Annotated in this window: 22 protein-coding genes; 8 read left to right on the top strand and 14 right to left on the bottom strand. The window is 73.3% G+C overall.

Going from position 1 to position 24,771, the window contains the following annotated elements; translation table 11 throughout:
- Position 1: 1 nt before the first annotated feature.
- Genes BLU42_RS03550 through BLU42_RS03530 form a run of 5 tightly spaced genes read right to left on the bottom strand, consistent with a single transcriptional unit; the run spans position 2 to position 5,713 of the window.
- Positions 2 to 1,576: an apiosidase-like domain-containing protein gene (locus BLU42_RS03550; RefSeq protein WP_091073282.1), complete on the bottom strand. Its 1,575-nt coding sequence runs from the start codon at positions 1,574 to 1,576 to the stop codon at positions 2 to 4.
- 3 nt (positions 1,577 to 1,579) lie between these two features.
- The gene (locus BLU42_RS03545) at positions 1,580 to 2,485 is read right to left on the bottom strand and encodes a carbohydrate ABC transporter permease (protein ID WP_091073281.1); all 906 of its coding nucleotides are present in this window, start codon (positions 2,483 to 2,485) and stop codon (positions 1,580 to 1,582) included.
- Positions 2,482 to 3,417 (bottom strand): carbohydrate ABC transporter permease, encoded by a 936-nt coding sequence (locus tag BLU42_RS03540; RefSeq protein WP_197680603.1) that lies wholly within the window; start codon positions 3,415 to 3,417, stop codon positions 2,482 to 2,484. Before BLU42_RS03540 ends, BLU42_RS03545 begins: the two co-directional genes overlap by 4 nt.
- 7 nt (positions 3,418 to 3,424) lie before the next feature.
- Positions 3,425 to 4,729 (bottom strand): ABC transporter substrate-binding protein, encoded by a 1,305-nt coding sequence (locus tag BLU42_RS03535; protein WP_091073280.1) that lies wholly within the window; start codon positions 4,727 to 4,729, stop codon positions 3,425 to 3,427.
- Between the two features lie 54 nt (positions 4,730 to 4,783).
- Entirely contained in the window at positions 4,784 to 5,713 is a 930-nt protein-coding gene (locus BLU42_RS03530; RefSeq protein WP_091073279.1) for a nucleoside hydrolase, read from the bottom strand.
- A gap of 191 nt (positions 5,714 to 5,904) precedes the next feature.
- Here BLU42_RS03530 and BLU42_RS03525 point away from each other — a divergent pair, with 191 nt between their 5' ends.
- On the top strand, positions 5,905 to 6,969 hold the full coding sequence (locus BLU42_RS03525) for a LacI family DNA-binding transcriptional regulator (protein ID WP_172825744.1): 1,065 nt from the start codon (positions 5,905 to 5,907) through the stop codon (positions 6,967 to 6,969).
- Positions 6,970 to 7,077: 108 nt separating this feature from the next.
- The gene (locus tag BLU42_RS03520) at positions 7,078 to 7,458 is read left to right on the top strand and encodes a nuclear transport factor 2 family protein (RefSeq protein ID WP_091073277.1); all 381 of its coding nucleotides are present in this window, start codon (positions 7,078 to 7,080) and stop codon (positions 7,456 to 7,458) included.
- Here BLU42_RS03520 and BLU42_RS03515 read toward each other — a convergent pair.
- Entirely contained in the window at positions 7,455 to 8,255 is an 801-nt protein-coding gene (locus tag BLU42_RS03515) for a triose-phosphate isomerase family protein (RefSeq protein WP_231918419.1), read from the bottom strand. The genes BLU42_RS03520 and BLU42_RS03515 overlap by 4 nt on opposite strands.
- A 166-nt stretch (positions 8,256 to 8,421) precedes the next feature.
- Between BLU42_RS03515 and BLU42_RS03510 the strand changes: the two genes are divergently transcribed.
- Positions 8,422 to 9,480 (top strand): zinc-binding dehydrogenase, encoded by a 1,059-nt coding sequence (locus BLU42_RS03510; RefSeq protein WP_091073276.1) that lies wholly within the window; start codon positions 8,422 to 8,424, stop codon positions 9,478 to 9,480.
- A gap of 81 nt (positions 9,481 to 9,561) precedes the next feature.
- On the opposite strand, the gene katG is transcribed toward BLU42_RS03510, so the two are convergent.
- Complete coding sequence (katG, locus tag BLU42_RS03505) at positions 9,562 to 11,760, bottom strand: catalase/peroxidase HPI (protein WP_091079252.1); 2,199 nt, start codon at positions 11,758 to 11,760, stop codon at positions 9,562 to 9,564.
- 239 nt (positions 11,761 to 11,999) lie between these two features.
- Between katG and BLU42_RS03500 the strand changes: the two genes are divergently transcribed.
- Positions 12,000 to 12,671, top strand: a complete 672-nt coding sequence (locus BLU42_RS03500; protein WP_091073275.1) for a haloacid dehalogenase type II — start codon at positions 12,000 to 12,002, stop codon at positions 12,669 to 12,671.
- Between the two features lie 47 nt (positions 12,672 to 12,718).
- Here the strand turns inward: BLU42_RS03500 and BLU42_RS03495 are convergent, their stop codons facing one another.
- Positions 12,719 to 13,468 carry a hypothetical protein gene (locus tag BLU42_RS03495; protein ID WP_091073274.1) on the bottom strand — a complete coding sequence of 250 codons (750 nt, stop codon included), beginning with the start codon at positions 13,466 to 13,468 and terminating at the stop codon, positions 12,719 to 12,721.
- 206 nt (positions 13,469 to 13,674) lie between these two features.
- Positions 13,675 to 14,793 carry an alanine dehydrogenase gene (gene ald, locus BLU42_RS03490; protein WP_091073273.1) on the bottom strand — a complete coding sequence of 373 codons (1,119 nt, stop codon included), beginning with the start codon at positions 14,791 to 14,793 and terminating at the stop codon, positions 13,675 to 13,677.
- A gap of 104 nt (positions 14,794 to 14,897) precedes the next feature.
- Here ald and BLU42_RS03485 point away from each other — a divergent pair, with 104 nt between their 5' ends.
- Complete coding sequence (locus BLU42_RS03485; RefSeq protein WP_091073272.1) at positions 14,898 to 15,455, top strand: Lrp/AsnC family transcriptional regulator; 558 nt, start codon at positions 14,898 to 14,900, stop codon at positions 15,453 to 15,455.
- Positions 15,456 to 15,485: 30 nt separating this feature from the next.
- Here the strand turns inward: BLU42_RS03485 and BLU42_RS03480 are convergent, their stop codons facing one another.
- Positions 15,486 to 16,451 carry an SDR family NAD(P)-dependent oxidoreductase gene (locus BLU42_RS03480; RefSeq protein WP_091073271.1) on the bottom strand — a complete coding sequence of 322 codons (966 nt, stop codon included), beginning with the start codon at positions 16,449 to 16,451 and terminating at the stop codon, positions 15,486 to 15,488.
- Positions 16,452 to 16,516: 65 nt separating this feature from the next.
- On the opposite strand from BLU42_RS03480, the gene BLU42_RS03475 reads away from it, so the two are divergent.
- A complete protein-coding gene (locus BLU42_RS03475; protein WP_197680602.1) occupies positions 16,517 to 17,071 on the top strand; it encodes a TetR/AcrR family transcriptional regulator in 555 nt (184 codons plus the stop codon).
- Here the strand turns inward: BLU42_RS03475 and BLU42_RS03470 are convergent.
- Together BLU42_RS03470 and BLU42_RS03465 are read right to left on the bottom strand one after the other, a co-directional pair.
- Positions 17,017 to 18,108, bottom strand: coding sequence for a Brp/Blh family beta-carotene 15,15'-dioxygenase (locus BLU42_RS03470; protein WP_091073270.1), 1,092 nt, complete (start codon positions 18,106 to 18,108; stop codon positions 17,017 to 17,019). The genes BLU42_RS03475 and BLU42_RS03470 overlap by 55 nt on opposite strands.
- The gene (locus BLU42_RS03465; RefSeq protein ID WP_157719752.1) at positions 18,105 to 18,947 is read right to left on the bottom strand and encodes a bacteriorhodopsin; all 843 of its coding nucleotides are present in this window, start codon (positions 18,945 to 18,947) and stop codon (positions 18,105 to 18,107) included. The genes BLU42_RS03470 and BLU42_RS03465 overlap by 4 nt, the downstream gene beginning before the upstream one ends.
- Before the next feature lie 210 nt (positions 18,948 to 19,157).
- Here BLU42_RS03465 and BLU42_RS03460 point away from each other — a divergent pair, with 210 nt between their 5' ends.
- Positions 19,158 to 21,887: a beta-glucosidase gene (locus BLU42_RS03460; protein ID WP_172825743.1), complete on the top strand. Its 2,730-nt coding sequence runs from the start codon at positions 19,158 to 19,160 to the stop codon at positions 21,885 to 21,887.
- A 118-nt stretch (positions 21,888 to 22,005) separates the two neighbouring features.
- Here the strand turns inward: BLU42_RS03460 and nhaA are convergent, their stop codons facing one another.
- Positions 22,006 to 23,322, bottom strand: coding sequence for a Na+/H+ antiporter NhaA (gene nhaA, locus BLU42_RS03455; protein ID WP_091073267.1), 1,317 nt, complete (start codon positions 23,320 to 23,322; stop codon positions 22,006 to 22,008).
- A 227-nt stretch (positions 23,323 to 23,549) separates the two neighbouring features.
- Between nhaA and BLU42_RS03450 the strand changes: the two genes are divergently transcribed.
- On the top strand, positions 23,550 to 23,978 hold the full coding sequence (locus BLU42_RS03450) for a hypothetical protein (protein ID WP_091073266.1): 429 nt from the start codon (positions 23,550 to 23,552) through the stop codon (positions 23,976 to 23,978).
- 25 nt (positions 23,979 to 24,003) lie between these two features.
- Here BLU42_RS03450 and BLU42_RS03445 read toward each other — a convergent pair whose 3' ends face one another.
- Entirely contained in the window at positions 24,004 to 24,645 is a 642-nt protein-coding gene (locus tag BLU42_RS03445) for a TetR/AcrR family transcriptional regulator (protein ID WP_091079244.1), read from the bottom strand.
- Positions 24,646 to 24,771: the final 126 nt, after the last annotated feature.

The raw sequence follows: 24,771 nt of genomic DNA, 5'->3' as shown, positions 1-24,771 counted from the left end.
GTCACCCGACGGAGGCGACGGCCGGCGGCTCGTCCGCGCAGATCAGCACCATCGGCCGCTCCGGCTCGCCGGGGACCACGCCGCCGTTGCCCGGGCGCACGCCCGACCCGACGACCTCGCCCGTCGTCGGGTCGACGAGCCAGTAGCGCCCGGGGACCCGCCCGTCGGCGTCGAGGAAGACCCAGTCCCCGCCGTGCTCGGCGTAGGAGACGAAGCACCGGCCGGGCACCATCAGCCCCCGGCTGCGCAGCACGACGTCCCAGCAGGGGTGGGCGTCGTGCAGCGGGATCCCGCGCAGGACGTGGCCGACCAGGCCGACGTACCGGCCGCCCTCGAAGTCGAGCGCCTCCCGCCAGCCGGCCCCCTCGGCGAGGAAGAACGGCGCGTGGCCCTCCTCGGTCGGCGAGGTGCGCCACTGCCACAGGCTGCCCGCGCCGTACGCGACCCCCAGCAGCCCGCCGGCGCACACGTTGGACCACGCCTCGTGGCCCTGCCACCAGCCCGCGGCCTTGCCCCGTCGTCCGCCGTGCTCGTAGGTGGGCTCGCCGTTCATGACCGCCCTCACCGGCCGCTGCGCCCACATGGTCGCGAGCCGGTCGGGGGCGTGGTCGCCGTCGTGCCCGGTCTGGCAGGACTGGAAGTCGAGCCAGGCCGCGTCCTGGTGCGCGCGGTTCAGCGAGTGCGGGCGGTGGTGGAGGCCGACGGGGTGGGCGTACGCGTCCCAGGCCTCGATCTCGCGACCGCCGGCCTCGACGCCCTGCTCCTCACCGGTCCCGTCGGCGGCGACGAGGAAGACCACCGGCCGCGCGCCGTAGCGGGCGACGAGGTAGCGGCAGAAGCGGGCGTACTCCCCCGGCTCGACCGCCGGACCGGCCGCGTCAAGGCCCTTCCACCCGAAGCCGTGGAACACCGGCGCGAGGGCCGGGGTCAGCCCGTGCGCGAGGAGGATCGCGCTGATCTCGTCGAAGCAGCGCCAGTAGGCCGGGACGAGGTGGTTCAGGTGGCCGTCGGGCAGGTCCTCGAACGCCACGTCGAAGCCCTGCTCGACACCGCGGGCCCGGGGCCCGCGGGCCCCGCGGTCGGGCTGCACCGCCATCAGGAAGACGGTGGTGAAGTGCTTGGCGGCTCGGTCCGCGGCGTACGTCTCCACCTCGGCCGGCGTCGCGCGGAACGGCATCGCCCAGGCGGTGTCGACCACCATGAAGCCCGGCGTGCCGTCGGCGTACGTCATCGCCCGTGCCCCGGGCGCGATCGTCGCGAACCCGTGCCGCAGACCCGGGTGCGCGCTCCCGTTCTCGGGAGGCGCGGCCTCGAGCTCGCCGGCGGACGGCGCGAAGCGGTGCTCCGCCGACGCCGAGTGCACGATCCAGCGCCAGCGACCCGCGGGCCGTGTCGAGGCGAAGCGCACCCGGTAGGTCCGCCCGCCGTCCCAGAACACCGGGCGACGGACGCTCGAGCCGTCCTCGTGCACGAGGTCGGCCCACGCCTCGACCTCGACGTACGGGTTCGCCGCGTCCGGGCCCTCGAGCGTGAGCTCGACCTCCTGCCACTGCGCCGCCCGGGGTGCGAGAGGCACGACCTAGCCCTTCTCGGCCCCGGCGGTCAGCCCACCGACGATCCAGCGCTGCAGGAGCGCGTACGCGAGCAGGATCGGCACGACGGCGATGAGGATGCCGGCGGCCAGGCCGGTGTTGTTGTTGGAGAACTGTCCCTGGAAGCTGAGCAGCCCGACGGGGATGGTCTTGTTCGTGTCCGAGCTCAGGATGATCAGGGCGAACAGGAACTCGTTCCAGGTCGCGACCGCGTCCAGGATCGCGACGGTGATCAGCGCGGGCAGCGAGAGCGGCAGCACCAGGGTGAAGAAGATCCGCCACTCCGACGCCCCGTCGATCCGGGCCGACTCGATGATCGAGTCGGGGATCTGGCGGAAGAAGGACTGCAGGATCAGCACCTCGAGCGGGATGCCGAAGGCCAGGTAGGGCCCGACGAGGCCGAGCACGTTGTCGGTGAGGCCCGCGCTGCGCAGCATGATGAAGACCGGGACGATCGTGATGTAGATCGGGATCGTGAGCCCGAGGAACACCGCGAACATCACCGTGCGGCGGAAGCGCATGTTGAGCTTGGCCAGCGCGAAGGCGAGCATCGCCGAGATCAGGACGCCGAGCGGCACCTTGACCACCAGCAGCAGCGCCGAGTTGCGGTAGGTGTCGGCGAACTTGCCGATCCCCCAGGCCTCGCGGAAGTTCGCCCACGTCCACTCGCTCGGCCAGGAGAGCGGGCCGTTGGCGACGAAGTCCGACAGCGGCCGCAGGCCCGTGGTGACGAGCAGCAGCAGCGGCGAGATCCAGAAGATCGCGACCACCGACAGGATGATCGTCGCCACCACGCCGCCCTTGGCCCGCGGACGACGGGCCAGCGGGTCCTCGCCGATGACGGCGTCGGGCAGGGCCGCGGCGGCGGCGAGCCCGGGGGCCGAGGCGCTCACGAGTGCTCCTTGGTCTGGGAGAGGACGTAGGGGATGCTCACCGCGACGGCGATGACGGTGATCACGACGGCGATGGCCGTGCCGTAGCCGGCCTGGTAGTACTGGAAGACGTTCGCGTACATCCAGGTGCCCATGACCTGCGTGGCCGTGCCCGGTCCGCCGTAGGTCATCGCGTAGATCATGTCGAAGACCTTGAACGAGTCGATCAGCGACAGCGCCAGCACGATGTAGTGCGCGGGCCGCAGGCTCGGCATGGTGATGAACCACAGCTGCTGCGAGCGGGTCGCGCCGTCCACGGTCGCCGCCTCGTACTGCTCGGCCGGGATGCCCTGGAGGGCCGCGAGGTAGAGCAGCATCGGGAAGCCGACGCGCAGCCAGATCGCCGGGACCATGACCGCGGCCAGCGCGGTCGAGTCCTGCCCGAGCCACGGCTGGGCCAGGCTGCCGAGGCCGACCGCGCGCAGCGTCTCGTTGATCACGCCGTAGTCCGGGTTGTAGAGCCAGCCCCAGATCGAGGCGATCGAGACCAGCGGCAGCACGCAGGGGGTGTAGAAGAGCAGCCGCAACGGCGTCTTGCCCCGCACCTTGCCGTTGAGCAGGATCGCCAGCGTCAGGCCGATGACCACCGGCACGACGATGGTCACCACGGTCCAGACCAGGTTGTTCAGCAGGGCCTGGACGACGACCGGGTCCTTGGTCATCGCCTCGTAGTTGGCCAGCCCGACGATGTCGTAGGTCGGGCTCAGCCCGTCCCAGTTCGTGAAGCTGAAGAACAGCGACGTCCCGGCCGGGTAGACGAGGAACGTCACGTAGACGGCCAGGGCGGGCAGGGCGAAGAGCCAGGGCCGCAGCCCGCCGTACCGCTTCTTGTTCTGCCTGCCCGCCCCGGCCCCCTCGCGGGTGGCCGGGGCGAGCGCGGTCGCGGTCGCCACGCCGCTCCTAGGACTTCGCCATCGCCGAGACGGCGGACTGCATGGCCTTGGCCGCGTCGGCGGGCGAGGTCTTGCCCTGCAGCACGTCGCTCTGGATCGCGAAGTACTGGTCGGCGGTCTTCTTGGGGAAGGCCTGGTCCTGGATCGTGTAGAAGGGGCTCGTCTTGTTGATCTCGGTCCACTCGTAGGACAGCGGCAGCTTGCTCTTGTCCGGCTCCGCACCCGTGACCGTCGAGGACGTTATCTGCAGCGTCGCCTGCAGGTCCGGGGTGACGAGGTAGTCGAGCAGGGCCGCCGCCTTGTCGGGGTTGCCCGAGCGCGCGCTCATCATGTAGCCCTCGACGAAGCCGGAGTGGCGCTCCGGCGTCTGGTCGGTCGGCAGCTGGAAGGTGCCGAAGTCGTCGGAGCTCTTCTTGGCGGCCTGGATGCCCTGCGCCTCGGTCCAGGTGCCGGTGAGCGTGTACGCGGCCTTGCCCGACACGTAGTCGGTCTCGACGTCGCTCGGGTCGAGGCCGAGGACGCCGTTGGGCAGCCACTTCTTGTCCTGCCACTTCTTGAAGCTCGTGAACGCGGTCACGACCTCCGGGCGGTCCCAGCTCTCCTCGCCGCTCAGCAGCTTGTCGTGCAGGTCCGGCCCGGCCGACACCTCGAGGAGGTACTCGAAGAGGCGCATGACGTCCCAGCCGTACTTGCCGCCGAGGGTGCACGGGGTGATGCCGGCCGCGACCAGCTTGTCGTTCATCTCCTCGAGCTCGGCGTAGCTCTTGGGGGTGTCGGAGACCCCGGCCTTGTCCATCGACTCCTTGGAGTACCAGGCCCCGATCGCGGCGACGACGATCGGCAGGCCGGCCTTCATCCCGTCGAAGGTCATGCCGGCGATCGCGTTGGTGTTGATCTTGGTGTCCCAGCCGTACTTCTGGTAGTACGGCGCGAGGTCGGCCGCCTGCTTGGCCTTCGCGAAGGGCGCCCCGATCTGGCCGCCCCAGATCCGCCAGATGTCCGGGCCGGACCCGCCGAGCAGCTCGGCGCGCAGCTTGTCGGGGTAGACCGCCGCGCCCGAGCCCGGGAGGCTGTCGACCCTGGTCGTCGTGCCGTTCTGGCTGTCGAACGTCGCGACGGCGGCCTTGAGGTTGGCGATCGTCGTGTCGTCCTCGTAGGTGAAGAGGCGCAGGTTGTTCGAGGCCGGCCCGGAGGCCGCGCCGCCGGCGGTGCCACCGGCTGTGCCGGTGCCGGTGCAGGCCGCGGTGCCGGCGACGGCCGCGGCCGCCGAGAGGCCGAGGAACCCTCGGCGGGTCCAGGTCGAGCGGGTCATTCCAGTCTCCTTTGATCTGAAGGGCGAGCGGCGGGTCGAGCGAGGGACGGAGGTTCAGGAGGCCTGCGGGGCCGAGCCGATCGGGCCGCTCGAGCCGGCCGAGCCGCCCGAGTCGCGACCGAAGCGGCGGAGCTTGGCGAACATGTCCTCGAGCAGGTAGCGCACGTCGACGGCGTCGAAGACCTTGACCGGGTGGCCGGCGCCGGGCAGGTAGCCGCCGTCGACCCCGAAGCGCGGCGACGCGACCGTGCGCGAGACGCCGCCGCGGGGGTTGAGCACGAGCGAGATCGCCGGCGAGTCGCCGAGCGAACGGGACTCGATCGGTTCGCCGTGGTGAGCCTCGTTGAACTCGACGAGCTGGGCGATCAGGTAGTCGGCGAGCTCGCTGGTGCCCGCGATCTTCTCCTCGAGCTCGGCGTAGCCGACCGACACCATCGTGTAGACGGGGGCGGGCACCTGCCAGACCGTGATGCCGGAGTCGAAGACGACGTTGGCGGCGGTGATGTCGTTGCGCAGGTTGAACTCGATCGCGGGGTAGGACCAGTCGACGTCGTAGCCCATCCCGCCGATCCACACCACGACGACGTCGCGCTCGACGATGGCCGGGTCGGTCAGGATCGCCGTCGCCATGTCGGTCAGCGGGCCGAGGAAGGTCACGAACAGCGGGTCGTCGGCCGAGGCGAGCAGGCTCTCGGCGACGATCAGGTCCGCGCCGGGCGACGGGGCGGGCGTCGCCGCGTCGGGGATCGCGTGCTCGGCCCCGTTGGCGACGGTGACGTCGTCGCGACCCATCAGGCGCAGCAGGAGGTCCACCTCCGCGCGCGAGTCGAGCATCGAGGTCGCGCTGCGCTCGGAGCCGAAGTGGGCGGGGACGATCCCCCGCACGTCGAGGGTCGGGGAGAGCAGCGCGTGGACGATCGCGTACTGGTCGTCGGCCTCGTTCTTGGCGTCGGTGTCGACGATCACGCGGCGGCGTTGCGGCATGGGGAGACGGCCTCTCGGGACGTGGGTGGACGCCCCTCGACCCCGGCAGGGTCGGCGACGACTCCGGCGAACCCGCCACAAGTTATCGGTAACTTGCGGGGGTGACCGATAACCTAACAGCCGGCTGAGGAGCCGTCAACGGTTCCTCACGCCCCAACCGAGCCGACGTGGATGCGAGGACGATGTCCCCTGTGAACACCGCGACCGAGGCCCCCGTACGCCCGTCGGCGAAGCCCGCGGGACGCCCGAGCATGGCCGACGTCGCCCGGCTGGCCGGTGTCTCGACGCAGACGGTCTCGCGCTACTTCACGGGCGTCGGCTACGTGCGCGACGACACCCGCGACCGGATCGCCGCGGCGGTCGAGGACCTCGGCTACCGGCGCAACCAGTCGGCCCGCAGCTTTCGCAACCAGCGCACGAACCTGGTCGGCGTCCTCTCCATGGGCCCGATCAACTACGGCAGCGCGGAGGCCCTGACCGGTCTCGGGCTCGCCGCGCGCACGGCCGGGCTGACCCTGACGATCACCCAGATGGAGGTCGAGCGCGACGACCCGGGCTTCCGCGCCGACGTCTCCCAGACGCTCGAGCACCTGCTGTCGATCCCGGTCGACGGCATCGTCGTCGTCACCCCGTACGCGGGTGTCGAGGACCTGCTCCGCGACCGGATGGGGGCGAGCACGCCGCTGGTGACGATCTCCGACCGCCCCGAGACCGACGACGCCGTCGCCAGCATCCACTCCCACGAGGTGGCGCTCCGCGGCACCCGGCACCTGCTCGACCTCGGCCACACGAAGGTCGTGCACGTCGCCGGACCGGCCGGGCGCAACGAGGCGCACGAGCGGACCCGCGGCTACGTCGACGCCATGGACGCCGCCGGCCTCGAGCCGGTGGTCGTCGACCTGGCCACCGACTGGTCACCGCGCTCGGGACAGCTCGCCGGGCTCCGGCTGCGGCCCGGGGACGACTTCACCGCCGTCCTGTGCGGCAACGACGAGATCGCGCTCGGCTTCCTCAGCGGGATGGCCACCCGCGGGTTCCGCGCCCCCGACGACTTCTCGATCGTGGGCACCGACGACATGCCCGCCGCCGCGTACTTCTCGCCGCCGCTCACCACGATGCGCCTCGACTTCCGCGGGCTCGGCGTCCACGCGTTCTCGATGCTGCAGAGCGAGCTCGCCACCGGTGAGCGCGCCCGCTACCACGCCGGCGACCCCGAGCTGGTGGTGCGGGGGTCCACGAAGCCCGTCGGGAGCTGAGGCCGGCCTGACGCCGACGCGTCCCTGCGCATCGACCCGCGCCCGCCGTCGGGAAGGGTGGGCACGAGCACGACCCGCACGACACCCCCAGACGACGAGGAGACGGCCATGGCCGACCACGCGCAGGACTTCGCCGACCGCCTCACGACCTTCGAGCAGGACCGGGACGTGGAGGCCTTCGTGTCCGCCGCCTTCTCCCCCGACATCGTGCTGCTGCGGCCCGAGACCGGCCAGGAGCTGGAGGGGCACGACGGTGCACGGACCTTCTGGTCGGAGTACCTCACGACCTTCGAGCACGTGCGCTCCACCTTCAGCCGCGTGCTGGACGGCGAGGTCGGGGTGCTCGAGTGGACGAGCGAGGCGCGTCTGGCCGGCGGGCGCGACATCACCTACCGCGGCGCGAGCCTGCTCGACGTCGACGGCGAGGGCCTGGTGAGGCGCTTCGCCACCTACTACGACACGCGGCTGTTCCAGCCGACGTCGGCCTAGGGCCGCGCGGCGGAGGCGACCGACGCCGCGATCGCGAGGAGCCCGAGGAAGCCCTCGGGCTCCCACGCCGCGCGGCCGACGAACAGCCCGTCGGTCGACGGGTCCTCCAGCAGCGCGGCGGCGTTGCCCTGGTCGACGCTGCCGCCGTAGAGGACGAGCGGACGCTCACCGTCCGACCCCCCGCCACCAAGGCGGGCCACCTCGGCCAGGACCGGCGCGACCTCCGCGGTCTCGGGCCGGCGCCCGTGCTCCCCGATCGCCCACACCGGCTCGTACGCGAGCAGCACCCGTCCGCGCTCCTCAGGTCGGACGGGCGCGAGCGCCGCAGCGACCTGGGCGGCGACGAAGCCGATCTCCTCACCGGCGTCGCGGACCGGACCGGGCTCCCCCACGCAGACCAGGGGCCGCAGGCCGGCGTCGAGCGCCGCGCGCACCTTCAGGGCGACGGTCGCGTCGGTCTCGCCGAAGGAGGCCCGGCGCTCCGAGTGGCCGAGCTCGACCAGCTCCGCCCCGGCGTCGGCGACCATCCGCATCGACACCTCGCCGGTCCCCGCACCCTCGGGGCCCTGGTGCGCGTTCTGCGCGCCGAGGAGCAGCGGCGAGGCCGGGCCCAGCAGGTCGCGGACGCTCGCGAGGGCCGTGTGCGCCGGCAGCACGAAGGGCTGCACCCCGGCCGGCGCCGCGGCCCGCGCGGAGGCCGTGAGGCCGGTGACCACCGTGTCGACCCACGCCCGCGCCTCGCCGAGCGTCTTGGTCATCTTCCAGCTCGTCCCGACCCACACGGTCCGACCTCGCACCAGCCGCTCCTCACGTCCCTCTGAACCTCCCCGACGGACGCCCACCCCACCACAGCCCCCGGACCCGGAGCCGAGGGACCCGGAACGACCGAGCCCCGGACGAGGTGCCGTACGGTGCGGCTGCGGGCGGCGCCGGGCCGGGTCGCACACCGACCAGGAGCGCGACGTGGCTGAACCTGCCCTGCCCACCGAGGCGCTCGGGCTCGTCGTGCACGCGGCGGGCGACGTCCGGCTCGAGACGGTCCCCGTCCGCCCGCCCGGACCGGACGAGGCGCTCGTCGAGGTCGCGTACGGCGGGATCTGCGGGTCCGACCTGCACTACTGGCGCCACGGCGCGGCCGGTGCGTCGATCCTGCGCGAGCCGCTGCTGCTCGGCCACGAGGTCGTCGGACGGGTACGGACGGCCGCGGCCGACGGCTCCGGCCCGCCCGCGGGCACCCCGGTCGCGGTGCACCCGGCCCGCCCGGACGCGGGTGACGGTTCGGTGCCCTACCCGCTCGACCGACCGAACCTCTCCCCCGCCGGCACCTACCTCGGCAGCGCCGCGCACCTGCCGCACACCCAGGGCGGCTTCGTCCGCCACCTGGCCCTGCCCACGCGGATGCTCCGCGTGCTGCCGGCCGGGCTCCCGCTGCGTACGGCGGCGCTCGTCGAGCCGGCGAGCGTGGCCTGGCACGCCGTCGGCCGGGCCGGCGACGTCCGCGGCCGCCGGGTGCTCGTGGTCGGGGCCGGGCCGATCGGGGCGCTGGTGGTCGCGGTGGCCGTGCGCGCCGGGGCATCGGAGGTCGTCGTCGTCGACCTGCACGAGGAGCCGCTGGAGCGGGTCCGCGGCCTGGGGGCGAGCCGGACCCTCCTGGCCACCGACACCGAGGCGCTGGCCGGGGTGCACGCCGACGTGAGCGTCGAGTCGTCCGGGAGCCCGGCCGGCCTGGCCACGGCGGTCGAGGCGACGGCCCGGGGCGGACGCGTCGTGATGGTCGGCCTGCTCCCCCCGGGGCCGCAGCCCGTGCCCGTCGCGACGGCGATCGCCCGCGAGCTGGAGCTGGTGGGCTCGTTCCGCTTCAACGACGAGATCGACGCGGTGATCGCCGCCCTCGCCGACGGCTCGCTGCCCGTCGACCGGGTCGTCACGCACGAGTACGCCGTCGCGGACGCGCTCACCGCCCTCGCCACCGCGCTCGACCCGGTGGCGTCGGGCAAGGTCCTGCTGCGGTTCGCCGACTGAACCGCCGAGCGGTAGGTTGCGGCGCCCGACACGCCGGGACAGCCCGCGGCAACCTACCGCTCGGCACGGTCAGGGAACCGCTCAGAGGTCCCAGCGGTCGGCCATCATGACCTTGCTCCAGGCGCGCGCGAAGTCGCCGACGAACTTGTCCGCGGCGTCGTCGCTGGCGTAGACCTCGGCCACCGCCCGCAGCTCGGAGTTCGAGCCGAAGACCAGGTCGTTGCGCGTGCCGGTCCAGCGGACCGCGCCCGTCGCGGTGTCCACGGCCTGGTAGGTGCCCGGCGTGCCCTCGACCGGCTTCCACTCCGTGCCGAAGGCCAGCAGGTTGGTGAAGAAGTCGTTGCTCAGCACCTCGACGCGGTCGGTGAGGACGCCGTACGACGACTCCCCCACGTTCGCGCCGAGGACGCGCAGCCCGCCGACCAGGACGGTGAGCTCCGGGGCGGTCAGCCCGAGGAGGTTGGCCCGGTCGACCAGCAGGTACTCCGCCGGGAGGCGGTGACCCTTGCCGAGGAAGTTCCGGAAGCCGTCGGCCGACGGCTCCAGCGGCGCGAACGACTCGACGTCGGTCTGCTCCTGGCTGGCGTCCGTCCGGCCCGGGACGAACGGGATCTGGACCGGGTGGCCGCCGTCGGCCGCCGCCTTCTCGACCGCCGCGTCGCCCGCGAGCACGATCAGGTCGGCCAGCGAGATCTTGGCCCCGGTGCTGGCGGCGTTGAAGTCCTCCCGCACCTGCTCGAGCAGCCGCAGCGCGCGGTGCAGCTCGTCGGGCTCGTTGACCTCCCAGCTGCTCTGCGGCAGCAGGCGGATCCGCGCGCCGTTCGCCCCGCCGCGCTTGTCGCTGCTGCGGTAGGTCGACGCCGAGGCCCACGCCGTGGCGACGAGCCGCGAGACCGTCAGGCCCGAGTCGAGCACGCGCCGCTTGAGCTCGGTCACGTCCTCGTCGGTGACGAGCGGGTGGTCGACCGCGGGCACGCGGTCCTGCCAGATCAGCTCCTCGCTGGGCACCTCAGGGCCGAGGTAGCGCTGGATCGGGCCCATGTCGCGGTGCGTGAGCTTGAACCAGGCGCGCGAGAACGCGTCGGCGAAGGCGCCCGGGTCGTTCAGGAAGCGCTCGCCGATCTCGCGGTAGACCGGGTCCACCTTGAGCGCGATGTCGGAGGTGAGCATCCCCGGCGTCCGGGTCGGCTCGTTGGTCTCCGGGTCGGGCACGGTGTTCGCGCGGGCGCCGTCCTTGGGCGACCACTGCCAGGCGTTGCCCGGCCCCCTGCCGAGCTCCCACTCCAGGCCGTACAGGTTCTCCAGGTACTTCTGGCCCCACTTGGTCGGCTCGGAGGTCCAGGTGACCTCGAGGCCGCTGGTGATCGTGTCGCCGCCCTTGCCGGAGCGGTAGCTGTTCGCCCAGCCGAGGCCCTGCTGCTCGATCGGGGCGCCCTCGGGCTCGGGGCCGACGTGGCCCTCGGGGTCGGCCGCGCCGTGGGTCTTGCCGAAGGTGTGACCGCCGGCGATGAGCGCGAAGGTCTCCTCGTCGTTCATCGCCATCCGGCCGAAGGTCTCGCGGATGTCGCGGGCCGAGGCCATGGGGTCCGGGTTGCCGTTCGGGCCCTCCGGGTTGACGTAGATGAGGCCCATCTGGACCGCGGCGAGCGGCTTCTCCAGCTCGCGGTCGCCGGTGTAGCGCTCGTCGCCGAGCCAGGTGGTCTCGGGGCCCCAGTAGACGTCCTGGTCGGGCTCCCAGGCGTCGCGACGACCGCCGGCGAAGCCGAAGACGGGCAGGCCCATGTCCTCCAGCGCGACCGTGCCGGTGAAGACGATCAGGTCGGCCCACGACAGCCGGCGGCCGTACTTCTGCTTGACCGGCCAGATCAGGCGGCGCGCCTTGTCGAGGCTCGCGTTGTCGGGCCAGCTGTTCAGCGGGGCGAAGCGCTGCATGCCCGCGCCCGCACCGCCGCGGCCGTCGGCGATCCGGTAGGTGCCGGCGCTGTGCCACGCCATCCGGATGAAGAAGGGGCCGTAGTGGCCGAAGTCGGCGGGCCACCACGGCTGGGAGGTGGTCATGACCTGCTTGACGTCGGCCCGCAGCTCGTCGAGGTCGACCGTGGCGAAGGCGGCCGCGTAGTCGAAGTCGGCCTCCATCGGGTCGGAGGCGGCGCCGTGCTTGCGCAGGATGGCGAGGTTGAGGGACTCGGGCCACCACCGCTGGTTGGAGTTGCCGCCCTCGGTGGGGTGGCTGATCCGGCCGTGGTCGACCGGGCAACCGCCCGCCTCGGGCGTGTTCATGTGGGTCTCGCGCGTCGAGTTGTCGACGTGCTCCTCGCGCTCGGGCTGCTGGGCCTCGGTCGTCATGGAGATGGCGCTTCTTTCCTCGGGTTTCGCGTGTGTGGTGCCGCGGACCGGGTAGGAGCCATCCGATCAGGTGTGCCCTGGGACCGAGCCGCAGGTGCACAGCCTTCCATCCCGCCGAGAGCCGTCCAAGACCCCGTACGTAAAAAGGCGGGCCCGGGCCGACAGGAGCAGCCGTGCGACCCGAGGTCGTCCTCTTCGACGTCAACGAGACGCTGTCCGACACCTCCGCGCTGGCCGGACGGTTCGAGGAGGTCGGCGCGCCCGGCCACCTCGCCGCCGGCTGGTTCGCCCAGGTGCTGCGCGACGGGTTCGCCCTGGCCGCCACCGGCGACAACGCGCCGTTCGCCGCCGTCGCCGACGCGCTCCTGGACCAGGCCCTCGAGGGCGTGACGCTCCAGCGCCCGGCGGCGGAGGCCAAGGAGCACCTGCTGCAGGCCTTCGCCACGATCCCGCTGCACCCCGACGTGGCGCCGGGCCTGCAGGCCCTCGCCGCGGCCGGGCAACGGGTCGTGGCCCTGACCAACGGTGGGCGCAGCACCTGCGCGACGCTCCTCGGCACCGCCGGCGTGGACGGCCTCTTCGAGCAGCTCCTCTCGGTCGAGGACGCGCCCACCTGGAAGCCGGGCCCCGGCTCCTACCGCTGGGCCGCGGAGCGGTGCGGGGTCGAGCCGGCGGGGCTGATGCTGGTGGCCGTGCACCCGTGGGACGTCCACGGCGCCCACCGCGCGGGCCTGGCGACGGGCTGGGTCAACCGGACCGGAAACACCTACCCGCCGCACTTCGTCGCCCCCGACCTCGAGGTGTCCTCGCTGGTCGACCTGGCCGAGCGCCTCGGCCGGCCCTGACACCGGCGCCGCCCCCGCCGCAGGGCGGGGACGGCGCCGGCTCGTCGTCAGGAGACGCGGACGCGGCGAGGGCCGCTGGCCGTCTCGTCGAGCGTCGGGCTGCCGGGCAGCACCACGGTCAGCGTGGTGGTCATCCGCAGCCGGACGTGGCCCGAGAACGTGCCGTCCGCGCGCGTGGTGAGGGTCGTGAAGGTCTGGCCGTTGCCGAGCACGGTGACGCGCCGCGAACCGCCGGGGGCGACGGTGCCGGTGATGCCGAACCGCTCCCCCCGCTTCGCCGTGGCCGGAGCGGTGAGGGCGACGCGGGCGACGGCGTGGACCGTGAGCGTACGGCTCGTCGACGCCTTCGCGGGCGAGGACAGCTCGCTGCTGCGGGACCCGGCGAAGCGCAGCTGGTAGGTCGTGTTCGCCGTGGGCCGGACGCTCAGCTCGACCTCGCCGGAGCGGTCGGTCGTGGCCCGGCGGACCAGCGACCAGCGGCTGCCGACACGGCTCCACAGCTCGACCTGCTGCTTGTGGCCGAGGCCCTTGCCGTTGCTCCAGCGCAGCAAGCCAGTCAGGTGCACCCGCCCGGAGTCGTCGGCGTCGCCGTACGCCGCCAGCGTCGCCCGCGTGGCGCGGTCGGGCTTGGTGGTGGGCTTGGCCGGCTTCGAGGGCGCGGCGTGGGGTGCGGACGGGGCTGCGGAGGCGGGCAGCGCCGGCGCGAGCGGGACGAGCAGGGCGGCGCCGAGGACGGCGGCGGTCAGCGGACGGAGGGCTCGAGGTCGACGCAGGGGGACCTTGGGCAGGACGGGCACGGTTGCTCCTGGGGAAGCGGAACGGGGGTGGGCAGACATCGTGCACCGCCAACAACGGCCGCCGCAGGAACCACAGGATTCACATCTGTCACAACTGTCACACGACTACGTGCGTGTCGTTCCACGCCTGGACGACTCCGCCGAGGCAGCGGGCACCCGTGCCCGGGTGCCCGCTGCCGACCGCCGAACCGCCCCTCGATCAGGGGTCAGCCGAGCGCGTCGGCCGTCGGGGTGAAGGCGAGCCCGTGGGCCGCGGCGACGGGCTCGTTGGTCAGCGCCCCGGCCAGCGTCGTGAGGCCGGCGGCCAGCGGGGCCGACGACCGGGCGGCGCCCCGGACCCCGTCCTTGGCGACGGCGACGGCGTACGGCAAGGTCGCCGAGGTCAGCGCGAGCGTCGACGTGCGCGCGACCGCGCCGGGGATGTTGGCGACGCAGTAGTGCACGACGCCCTCCTCGACGTAGGTCGGGTCGGAGTGCGTCGTCGCGCGGCTGGTCTCGAAGCAGCCGCCCTGGTCGATGGCGATGTCGACCGCGACGCTGCCCGGGCGCATCGTCGCGATCGTCTCGCGGCTGACCAGCTTGGGTGCCTTGGCGCCGGGCACGAGCACCGCGCCGATGAGCACGTCGGAGTCGGCGATGTAGGAGGCGAGGCGGGCCTTGTTGGGGACCACGAGGTCGAGGCGACCCTCGAAGACGTCGGACAGGTAGGCCAGGCGCGACGGGTTGGTGTCGAAGACCCGGACGATGGCGCGCATGCCCACGGCGATCTTGGCCGCCTCGGTGCCGGCGACGCCGCCGCCGATGATCGTGACCTTGGCCGCCGGCGTCCCGGGGACGCCGCCGAGCAGCACCCCGGAACCGCCCCGCGGGCTCTCGAGGTGGTGCGCCGCGGCCTGGACGGCCATGCGCCCGGCGACCTCGCTCATCGGCGTCAGCAGCGGCAGCCGCCGGTCCGGGGTCTGCACGGTCTCGTACGCGATCGCGTCGATCTTGCGCTCGAGCAGGAACTCCGTCAGCGGTCGGTCGGCCGCCAGGTGCAGGTAGGTGAAGAGCTGCTGGCCCTCGCGGAAGCGGTGGTACTCCGCGGCCACGGGCTCCTTGACCTTGAGGATCAGGTCCGCGCGCTCGAACACCTCGTCGGCGCTCGCGACGACGGTCGCGCCGGCGGCGACGAACTCCTCGTCGGCGAAGCGCGACCCGAGCCCCGCGCCGGCCTGGACGACGACCTCGTGGCCCGCGTGCACGAGCTCGGCCGCGCCGTCCGGCTGCAGCGCCACCCGGTTCTCGTTGTCCTTGATCTCTGCGGGGACTCCCACGACCGACATGCTGACCGACCTCCTCGACGTCACGACCCGGTCCGCACCGGGCCGTCGGCACGAACCTAGGGAGGAAGTCGTGCCCGGCACCAGCACCCTGGGAGGATCTGCCGGTGGACGGACACAAGACCGACGAATCTGCGAGAACCGGCGAGGCGGGCACACCCGGGCCGAAGAAACGGCGGACCTCGCCCGCCGCCCGCGAGCTCACCGACGTCGACCGGCGCATCCTCGAGGTGCTGAGCGCCGACGCGCGCATCCCCAACAGCACCCTCGCCGCCCGCGTCGGGCTGGCCGCCTCGACCTGCCACAGCCGCGTGCGCGAGCTCGAGGAGCGCGGCGTCATCCGCGGCTACCACGCCGACATCGACCTCGAGGCGACCGGCAGCCCGCTGCAGGCCCTGGTCGCGGTGCGCCTGCGGGCGGGTGCGCGCCACCTCCTGCGCGACTTCACCACCCGGATGAGGTCACGCCCCGAGGTGCTGGACCTCTACTTCCTGGCCAGCGACGACGACTTCCTCGTCCACGTCGCCGTGCCGGGCAGCTCCGCGCTGCGCGATTTCGTCCTCGAGCAGCTGTCCGCGCACCCTGAGGTGGCGTCCACGCAGACCAACATCATCTTCGAGCACACGTGGGTCGCGGCCTTCCCCGGTGCGCGGGCCGCGGAGTGACCAGCGGCGCCGGCGCCGCCGCGGCGTGCGTCAGGGACGCGTCAGCCCCTCGGACAGCGACCAGAGCCGGGAGGCCGAGCCCGGGTCCAGCGCCCAGCGCTTGACCCCGTGCGGGTGGTCGACCAGCGAGGCGTCGTCGTCGACCGTGTACGCCTCCCGGCACTCGTCGAGGTAGTGCCCGCCGGTGTGCGCGAGCTCGGGCGCCACGGCCGCGACGACCGTGGTCGCCGCGCCCTGACCCACGCTCTTCCAGACGAAGGCCCCGGCGGCCTCGGCCGCCTCGAGCGAGGCGCGCTGCCCCGGCGAGAAGTGGCGCTGCAGCCCGGTGACGACACCGCCCGGGTTGACCGCGTTGGCCACCACGCCGTCGCCCTGCCAGCGCCGGGTCGCCTCGACGGCGAACAGCACGTTGGCGGTCTTGGACCGCGCGTACGCGACCTGCGGGTCGTACGCGGTGCGCTCGAGGTCGAGGTCGTCGAGGTCCACGTCGGCCCGCATGTGCGCGGTCGAGCTGAGCACGACGACGCGGCTCCCGTCACGCTCCGCGGCGCCGCGGGCCAGCGCGTGGTGCAGGCCGACGGCGAGCGCGTGGTGGCCGAGGTGGTTCGTCGCCATCTGCCGTTCGCGGCCCTCCGCGGTGCGCTCGAGGCCCGACGTCACCACGCCGGCGTTGAGCACCAGCAGGTGCAGCGAACCCTCCCACGCCCTCACGAACCGCCTGACCGACGACCCGTCGGCCAGGTCGAGGTGCCCCACCTCCGGGCGCCGGGCGCCGCCGCCCTCGACCGCGTCCGCGACCCGGGTGCCCGCGGCGACGTCGCGCACGGCGAGCGTCACGGCAGCGCCCGCCGCCGCCAGGGCGCGGGCCGTCTCCGCCCCGAGCCCGGACGACGCCCCGGTGACGACGGCACGCACGCCGGTGAGGTCGACACCCTCGAGCACGTCGTCGGCCGTGCTCGACGGGCCGTAGCGGGTGGTGACGAGCGGCTGGTCCATGAACGCGACTGTACGCAGTGGTCGAACTCTGTCTAGTACGTCCACCCGCTTGCTAGGGTCGGGCCGTGGACGAGGGCACCCAGGTGGAGGACGGTCGGCGCGAGGCGGTGCTCGCCTCCGCGCTGCAGACCTTCGCCCGCCACGGCTACCGGGCGACCTCCATGGACGCGGTCGCCCGGGAGGCGCGCATCTCCAGGCAGGGCCTCTACTTCCTCTTCGGGAGCAAGGAGGCGTTGTTCCGGGAGGCCGTCTCCCGCGCGCTCGCCGACGACCTGCGCGCGGTCGAGGGGCTGCTGGCGGACGAGGCCGTGCCGCTGCCCGGACGCCTGCTCGCCGCGTACGACCGGTGGGCGGGCCGCTGGGTCGGACCCCTCGCGCGCGACGTCCCCGGGGTGATCGACGACAACCCCGAGCTGCTCGACCCCTCCGCCCACGAGGCCCCGGAGCGCTTCCAGGCGCTGGTCGCCGGTGCCCTCGCCGCGCGGGTCGACGACGCCTCCCTCGTGGCGCAGACCCTGACGAGCGTGTCCGTCGGGCTCAAGCACCAGGTCGGGTCCCGCGAGGCCTACCTCGACCGCCTCCGAGCCGCGCTGCGGCTGCTGGTCCCGGCCCGCGCCTGAGCCGGGACCTCGGACCGCGACCAACGGCTCACGGTGCTCGTCGCGGGATCGTCCCGGTGGTCGTCGCGGTCGAGCAGGGCGACCACGGCGACGTGGGGCACGGTGAGGGCGAGCAGCAGGTCGAAGACCGGCGCGGCCAGGCTCGCGTCCGAGCCGGCCAGGGCCACGAGGGCCCCGGCCGTGCCGAGCGCCACGACGCTGGGCAGGGCGGCCGCCCGGACGAAGCGGCCCAGCGGCGCGAGGAGCCGTCCGGCGTCGAGGTCGTCGGCGTTCGCGGGGTCGTCGGCCAGCAGGCGTGCGGTGTGCCGGAGCCCGTGCCAGGCGCCGAAGTAGACCCCGAAGGCGGCGAGCGGCGGGACGAGGACGAACAGCGCGACCAGCAGGGCGACGTCGAGCGCGTCACCGGGTCGGCCGTCGTGCAGGGCGAGCCCGGCGGCGGCCAGCGCCAGGCCCAGCAGGACCCAGCCGGCGACCGTCGCGGCTGCGGTGCCGGGCGCCGCCCCCAGCCCGACCACCGCGAGGGCCGACCCGGTCGCCGCCGGCCAGGCGAGGAGCGGCCCGGCGACGACGGGAGCCCCGCGGCCCGCCGCGAGCAGCAGGCGGACGGCACCGCCGCGGCCGCGCCCGGCGCCGGTGACCTCGAGGTCACCGGCGCCGAAGTGCAGCACCGAGACGACCAGCAGCACGGGCAGCACGACCGGTCCGGCGAGCCGGAGCCCGGCGTACGCGAGCAGGGCCACCCCGACGTACGCGGCCAGCACCACGAGCATCGGACGCAGACCGCGGCGCACCCAGGCGTGCCGCACCGGCAGCAGGTGGTCGACCGCCCCGTGCGGCAGCCCGAGCACGAAGCCGGCGACGAGCAGCGGCGTCTGGTGCCCGGCGAGACCGCCCGGTGCCAGCAGACCCACGGCGACGAGGGCGGCCGCCATCAGCCGCGAGGCGGAGGTCGCCCGCCGCAGGACCCGTGCGGGCCCGGGCCGGCCGGCGCCGGACTGCGGCGCCGGCCGGACGGGTGTCCTGTGGAGGAGGGTCACGCCACCAGGCGGGCGTCGGCCACCTTGACCTGGTCGACGTAGACGTCCTCGGGGTGGACCGTCTCGCCGGCGGACACGTCGAGCGCCGTGCGCGCCTTGGCGACCGCGTGGATGAAGAAGCCGTAGCCGACCTTGGCGGCGATGTCGGTCAGGGTGAAGGCGAGCTGCGCGGCGACCACCCAGCCGGGCGAGTCGGCGAAGAAGAACGGGATGCAGTACGCGAGCGGGTAGACGCCCCAGGTCCAGGACAGCATCAGCCCGGCGCGCCGCAGGGACGGCCCCGCCGGCTCGCCCAGCTCACGGGCGGAGCGGAAGGCGGTCCGCAGCAGGGTCACGTAGAGCGGGACGAAGAAGACCGTGGAGACCAGGCCCCAGACGAGACGCCCGGTGGTGCTGTTGAAGGTGTCGGCGCCGAGGAAACCGGTGGCGATCATGAGGAAGGCGAGCGCACCGAGGACCAGCCGGTTCTTGCGCGCCCGGGCGCCGGTGAGCGTCGAGACGAAGAGCAGCTCGAAGGTGAGCAGCGGCACCGTCACGGCCCAGTCGACGTAGCGGTAGGCGTTGCGGAACTGCAGCACCGAGTCCGACGGGTGGAAGGTCGCGGTGGACCGGTCGAAGTCGAAGCCGCTGAGCCACGACACCGTGAGCAGCAGGTACGCGGCCGAGGCGACGAGGCCGATGAGCGCGCCGGCCGACCCGGCGGGCCGGTAGCGCGGCGAGAGCTCCCTGCGGGTGGCGAGCAGGTAGACGAAGGTGGCGAACAGCGCGAAGCCGGCCAGCACGAAGCTGGCCAGCACGATGTCCCACTGGGACTGGCTGTAGACGAGGCTGCTCTCCATGAGCGTGATGGGATCCTTCCCGACGGAGGCGGCGCGCTGCGCGCCGCACGGGTCGAGCCTGGTCTCACCGACGACGCCGCAGAAGCCGTGATCTGGCGATGCCCTCATCACCTCCGGTGATGGGCGGCTCGACCATTGACGGCCGAGATGAAGATTCATAGCCTCTGCAAAGGTTTTACTCATACTTGTTGCAGAGAGGCGACAACCTTCATGACCACTGCTCGACGGCGGCTCCTCGCCGCGACCGGGTGCGCAGCCATCGCGCTGTCCGGGCTGACCTCGACCGCGCTGGCCGCGCCCGACGGCGCCACGTCACCGCCGATCGTCACCGGGGCCCCACGGACCGCGACCGTGGACTACCTGCTCTCGGCGATGTCGGTCGACGAGAAGCTGCAGCTCGTGCACGGCGGCACCGACCCCGACCCGCACGGCTCGGCCGGCATCATCCTCGGCGTGCCACGCCTCGGCGTGCCGGACTTCCGCGAGGCCGACGCGCAGGGCATCAACGTCTACAAGGACGCCACCGCCTACCCGGGACGCCTCGGGCTGGCCGGGTCGTTCGACCGCGACGCCTTCTCCCGCTTCGGGCAGGCCGTCGGCCAGGAGGGCCGCGCGCTGGACGTCGACCTCGTCTACGGTCCCCAGATCGACCTCGCCCGCTTCCCCACCTGGCAGCGCAACATGACGACCAACGGTGAGGACCCCTTCGTCTCCGCGGAGATGGGGCAGACCGAGATCAACGGCATCCAGAGCCAGGGCCTGCTCTCGCAGGTCAAGCACTTCGCCTTCTACGACGGGCAGAACCAGAACGCGACGTCGGTGGTCAACGACCAGGCCGCCCGCCAGCTGTACCTCCCGCCGTACGAGGCCGCGGTCAAGCAGGGCCAGGTCAGCTCCTTGATGTGCTCGTACGCGATCTACCAGATCGCCGGCTTCGAGGACCAGCCCGACTACGCCTGCCAGAACTCCGGCGGGCTGAACGACATCCTCAAGGCGCAGTGGGACTTCAAGGGCTTCGTCACCAGCGACTACGGCGGCTCGCACGCCACCAGCGACCTCCTCCAGGGCATGGACCAGGAGTTCGCCACGTCCAACCTGACGTCGGCGAAGCTGAAGCCGCTCGTCGACCCCGGCTCGAGCGCCTTCGACAAGCGCTACGCCGACGCGCTCGACAGCGCCGACGCCCGCGTCCTCTACCAGTACCAGCGCTTCGGCCTGCTGGACGACAGCACCTACCCCAGCACCGCCAAGACCGGCGTGCCGCCGCGGACGGCGAGCCCGGCGGACGGCCAGGTCGACGAGGCGGCAGGCAACCGGCTCGCCCGGGAGCTGGCCGAGGAGACCGGCGTCCTGCTGAAGAACGAGGGCAGCACCCTGCCCCTCAAGCGGACGCGCAAGTCCGAGATCGCCGTGGTCGGACCGACCGCCGACCTCATGCCCGCCGCCCCGAACGGCGAGCGTGCCCGCGGCTTCGGCCAGCGCAACAACATCAGCCCGCTCGACGTGCTGCGCCAGGACGCCGGCAACGCGACGATCACGTACGCGCCGGGCATCGACCGCGTCGGCAAGACCGTCCCGTCGACCGCCCTCACGACCACGGAGGCGGGCACGACGGCGGGTCTCACCCGGGTCGAGACCGACGCCGAGGGGAAGGTCGTCGCCACCACCGTCGACGCGACCCTGCCGGGCAAGCAGGCGGGCCTGGTCAAGGGGCACACCTACACCTGGACCGGCTACCTGAACACCCCGGCCGCCGACACCTACTCGCTGTGGCTCCAGCGCCCGGCCGGCGCGCAGACGGGTGACCCGGCCGGCTACAACCAGGGCATCAACCCCGGGTTGCAGCAGGGCGGCGGACGTGGCGCGGCGGTCAACTCGACGCTGACGCTGGACGGGGTGGCGCAGACGCTCACCGCGCCCTCGACGATCCTCCAGAACACCTACCCCAACGGACCCACCGTCAACGGCCAGTACCTCGGCCTCGACAACGGCGGCGCCTCGGTGCCGCTCACCAAGGGCCCGCACTCCATCAAGCTCACCTACACCCCGGCGACCAACACGGCTGCCGCGCCCGGCTTCCGCTTCGCCTGGGCCGCGCACGACGCGGACGTCAAGGCCGCGGTCAAGGCCGCGCGTGGAGCCAGCACCGCCGTGGTGTTCGTCGACGACGCCAACACGACGACCACCGCCGGTGACGTCGGCACGCTCGGGCCCGACCAGGACGCGCTGGTCAAGAAGGTCGCCGCCGCCAACCCGAACACGGTCGTGGTCCTGAACACCGACGGAGCCGTCCTGATGCCGTGGCTGCGCGACGTCCGCTCGGTGCTCGAGATGTGGTACCCGGGCCAGGAGGGCGGCACGGCGACGGCCGACCTGCTGTACGGGGAGGCCAACCCCAGCGCCAAGCTGCCGATGACCTTCCCGGCCAGCAACAAGAAGACCCCGTTCGCCGGCCACCCCGAGCGGTCGGTCGGGGACGACGGCCAGATCCTCTGGTCGGAGGGCCTCGACATGGGCTACCGCTGGTACGTCGACAAGGGCGTCAAGCCGCTCTTCCCCTTCGGCCACGGGCTGTCCTACACGAAGTTCGCGCTGTCCGGGCTGACGGTCACCCCGGCCGGCGACGGCACCGTGACCGTGTCGGTCAAGGTGAAGAACACCGGCAAGAAGCGCGGCGCGACCGTCGCCCAGGTCTACGTGGGCACGGCCAAGGGTCTGCCGAAGTCCGTCCAGCAGACGAAGCGGAGCCTGGTGCAGTTCGCGCGGGCGGACCTCGAGCCCGGAGCCTCCACCCGGCTCTCGATGACCGTCTCCGCCCGGGAGCTCTCCTCGTGGAGCACGAGGACGCAGCAGTGGGTCCTGGGCAGCGGGAAGCGGACCTTCAAGGTCGGCACCTCCGTCAGCTCGACGCCGCTCAGCAAGACCGTGACGGTCTCCTGACCGGTCGGTAGGACCGGCGGGGCGGTGGGCAGCAACCCACCGCCCCGTCGTCACGGAGGGCGCACCGCCCGGCGCCCGGCCGCTCGGGGACGACCTCCGCGCCTCCGGGACCCCGGGCTCAGACGCTCTTGCCGGGCACCTCGTACACGTCCGGCGTCCCGTCGGCGTCGCTGTCGAGCTCCTCGGCCTCGCACAGCCGGCGGTAGACCCGGTTCCGCAGGCGCAGCACGACCGCGGCGACGAGCGCCGAGAGCAACGAACCGAGCAGGACGCCGACCTTGACGTGCTCGTCGCGCTCGCTGCCGCTGCCGTACGCGAGCTCGCCGATCAGCAGCGACACCGTGAACCCGATGCCGGCGAGGACCGCGAGGCCGGCGACGTCGACCCAGGAGAGGTCCTCGTCCAGCGAGGCCCGCGTGAAGCGCGCCATCAGGTAGGTGGCGCCGAAGACACCGACCGTCTTGCCCAGGAGCAGCCCGAGGACGATGCCGATCGCCACCGTGTCGGACAGCGACTCGGTGAGCCCGGAGACCCCGCCGACCGTCACGCCCGCGGCGAAGAAGGCGAAGACCGGCACCGCGAAGCCGCTCGACAGCGGCCGGACCAGGTGCTCGAAGTGCTCGGCCATGCCGGGTCCCGCCTCCGGCCCGCCGGCCGCACGGCTGCGGATCACCGGCACCGTGAAGGCCAGCAGGACACCGGCGACCGTCGCGTGCACCCCCGAGGCGTGCACGAGGGCCCACGTCACGACGGCGAGCGGTACGAGCAGCCACCAGGACCGCACCCGCTTCTGGACCAGCAGCCCGAAGGCCGCGAGCGGGACGAGCGCGAGCAGCAGCATCAGCGGGTGGAGCTCGCGGGTGTAGAAGAGCGCGATGATCGTGATGGCCAGCAGGTCGTCGACCACCGCGAGGGTGAGCAGGAAGGTCCGCAGCCCGCTCGGCAGGTGGGTGCTGACCACCGCGAGCACCGCCAGCGCGAAGGCGATGTCCGTCGCCGTCGGGATGGCCCAGCCGGCCAGGGCTCCGGAGCCCGTGCGGAGGTTGACCAGGACGAAGACCAGGGCCGGCACGGCCATGCCACCGACGGCCGCCACGACGGGCAGGGCGGCCCGCCGGGGATCACGCAGGTCGCCGGCGACGAACTCGCGCTTGAGCTCCAGGCCCGCCACGAAGAAGAAGATCGCCAGCAGCCCGTCCGCCGCCCAGGTGCCGAGGCTCAGGTCGAGGTGCAGGGCGGCCGGCCCGACCTCGAGGTCGCGCAGGCCCGCGTACGCGGCCGACCACGGCGAGTTGGCCCAGACGAGCGCGACGACCGTCGCGCCGAGCAGGAGCGCCCCACCCACGGTCTCGCCCCGCAGCACGGCGGCGATCCGGGACGCCTCGGCCCAGGACCCGCGGGGGAAGACGCTGCTCGGACGGGTAGGGGTGCTCATGGTGCCTCCGGAGGGGTCGTTGAAACCACGCCGACCAGACTTCCCGGCACACCGCGAGCCATCGTAGGCGCTAGGAGCGGGTCGGCGACCGGTCGTGGACACCACGCGCGGCCGACGACGGACGCCCGGGCGGCGGGCCGGCCGGGGCAGGCACCATGGCCCCTGCCCCGTCGAGGCCGCCGCCCCGACCCGCGAGGAGCCCCGCTCCCCGACCAGGACGGACCTCGATGAGCCGACGCCAGCGCCGACGGACCCCGGCGTCCGACGTCGACGACCGCCAGGTCGTCGTGGTGTGCCGCGGCGGCGACTGCGGCAACCGGACCAAGCACCCCGGCTTCGACCACCGCGCCCAGCTGCGGCGCCTCCGCGACGAGGTCGACCCGGGCTCGACCCGGGTCGTCAGCAGCACGTGCCTGGACGCCTGCGACCACTCGAACGTGGTCGTGGTCGTCCCGGGCACCAGCGGGCTCGAGCGTGGCGGGGCAGCCGTCTGGGTCGGCGAGGTGCTCGACGAGGCCACCACGGCCGCGCTGGTCGACTGGGTCGGGGCCGGGGGCCCGGGCGTGGCGACCGAACCCGTCCTGGTGGACCTGCGCGCCTTCCGCCCGAGCCGGCTCAACCGGCACGAGCTCGAGGAGGAGATCGGCCGCTCCTGAGCCGATCCGCGCCGGGCGGCCGCCGTCAGGGCCGGGCGAGGTCCCCGGGGGCCAGGGGCCGGCCGGGCAGCGTGGTGCGTCCACCCGTCCGCAGCCCGTCGAGGACCACGGCGAGGGCCCGGCCCGACGCGAGGTCGGCGCCGCGCCCGCCGCCGGGACGCCCCGCCTTGACGACGAGGGCGAAGAGCTGGGCCACGTCGCCAGCGCCGACGTCGTCGCGCAGGTCGCCCTCGGCCTGCGCCCGCTCGACCAGCTGCTCGAGGACCTCGACGAAGTCGTCACGGAGACCACGGATGACCGGGTCGGCCACGAGCGCGGCGCGGGACGGGGCCGCGAGCGGACCGCTCGGGGGCGTGGAGAGCCGCAGCTCCTGGGAGTGGCTCATGCTCCGCACCAGCGCGTCCCAGGCCCGCGGCTCCTGCTGCTGAGCCTCGCGCATGGTGTCGACGAGGGTCTGGAAGCTGTCACGGACGACCGCGACGACGAGCGCCTCGCGGTCGGGGAAGCGCCGGTAGAGGGTCCCGACCCCCACGCCGGCCCGACGGGCGACCTCCTCCATGGCCACGTCGCCGCCCTGCTCGGCGAAGGCCTCGGCGGCGGCCGTCAGGATCCGGCGCAGGTTGCGGGCGGCGTCGGCCCGCAGCGGGATCCGGGACGCCTGGCTCACGATCACCCACTCTGCCCTGTCTCGCCGCGCACGTCCGACCAGAATCGTGATCGACGTCGCAAAGCGGAGGGAATTCCTCCTCTTGAGTTACAGTTTGCATAGTGCGGATATGCGGAGGATCAGCAC

The sequence above is a fragment of the Microlunatus sagamiharensis genome (assembly GCF_900105785.1).
GTDB lineage: Bacteria > Actinomycetota > Actinomycetes > Propionibacteriales > Propionibacteriaceae > Microlunatus > Microlunatus sagamiharensis.
Note: the sequence above shows the minus strand (reverse complement) of the source record. Positions and strands in the feature narration are given on the sequence as shown.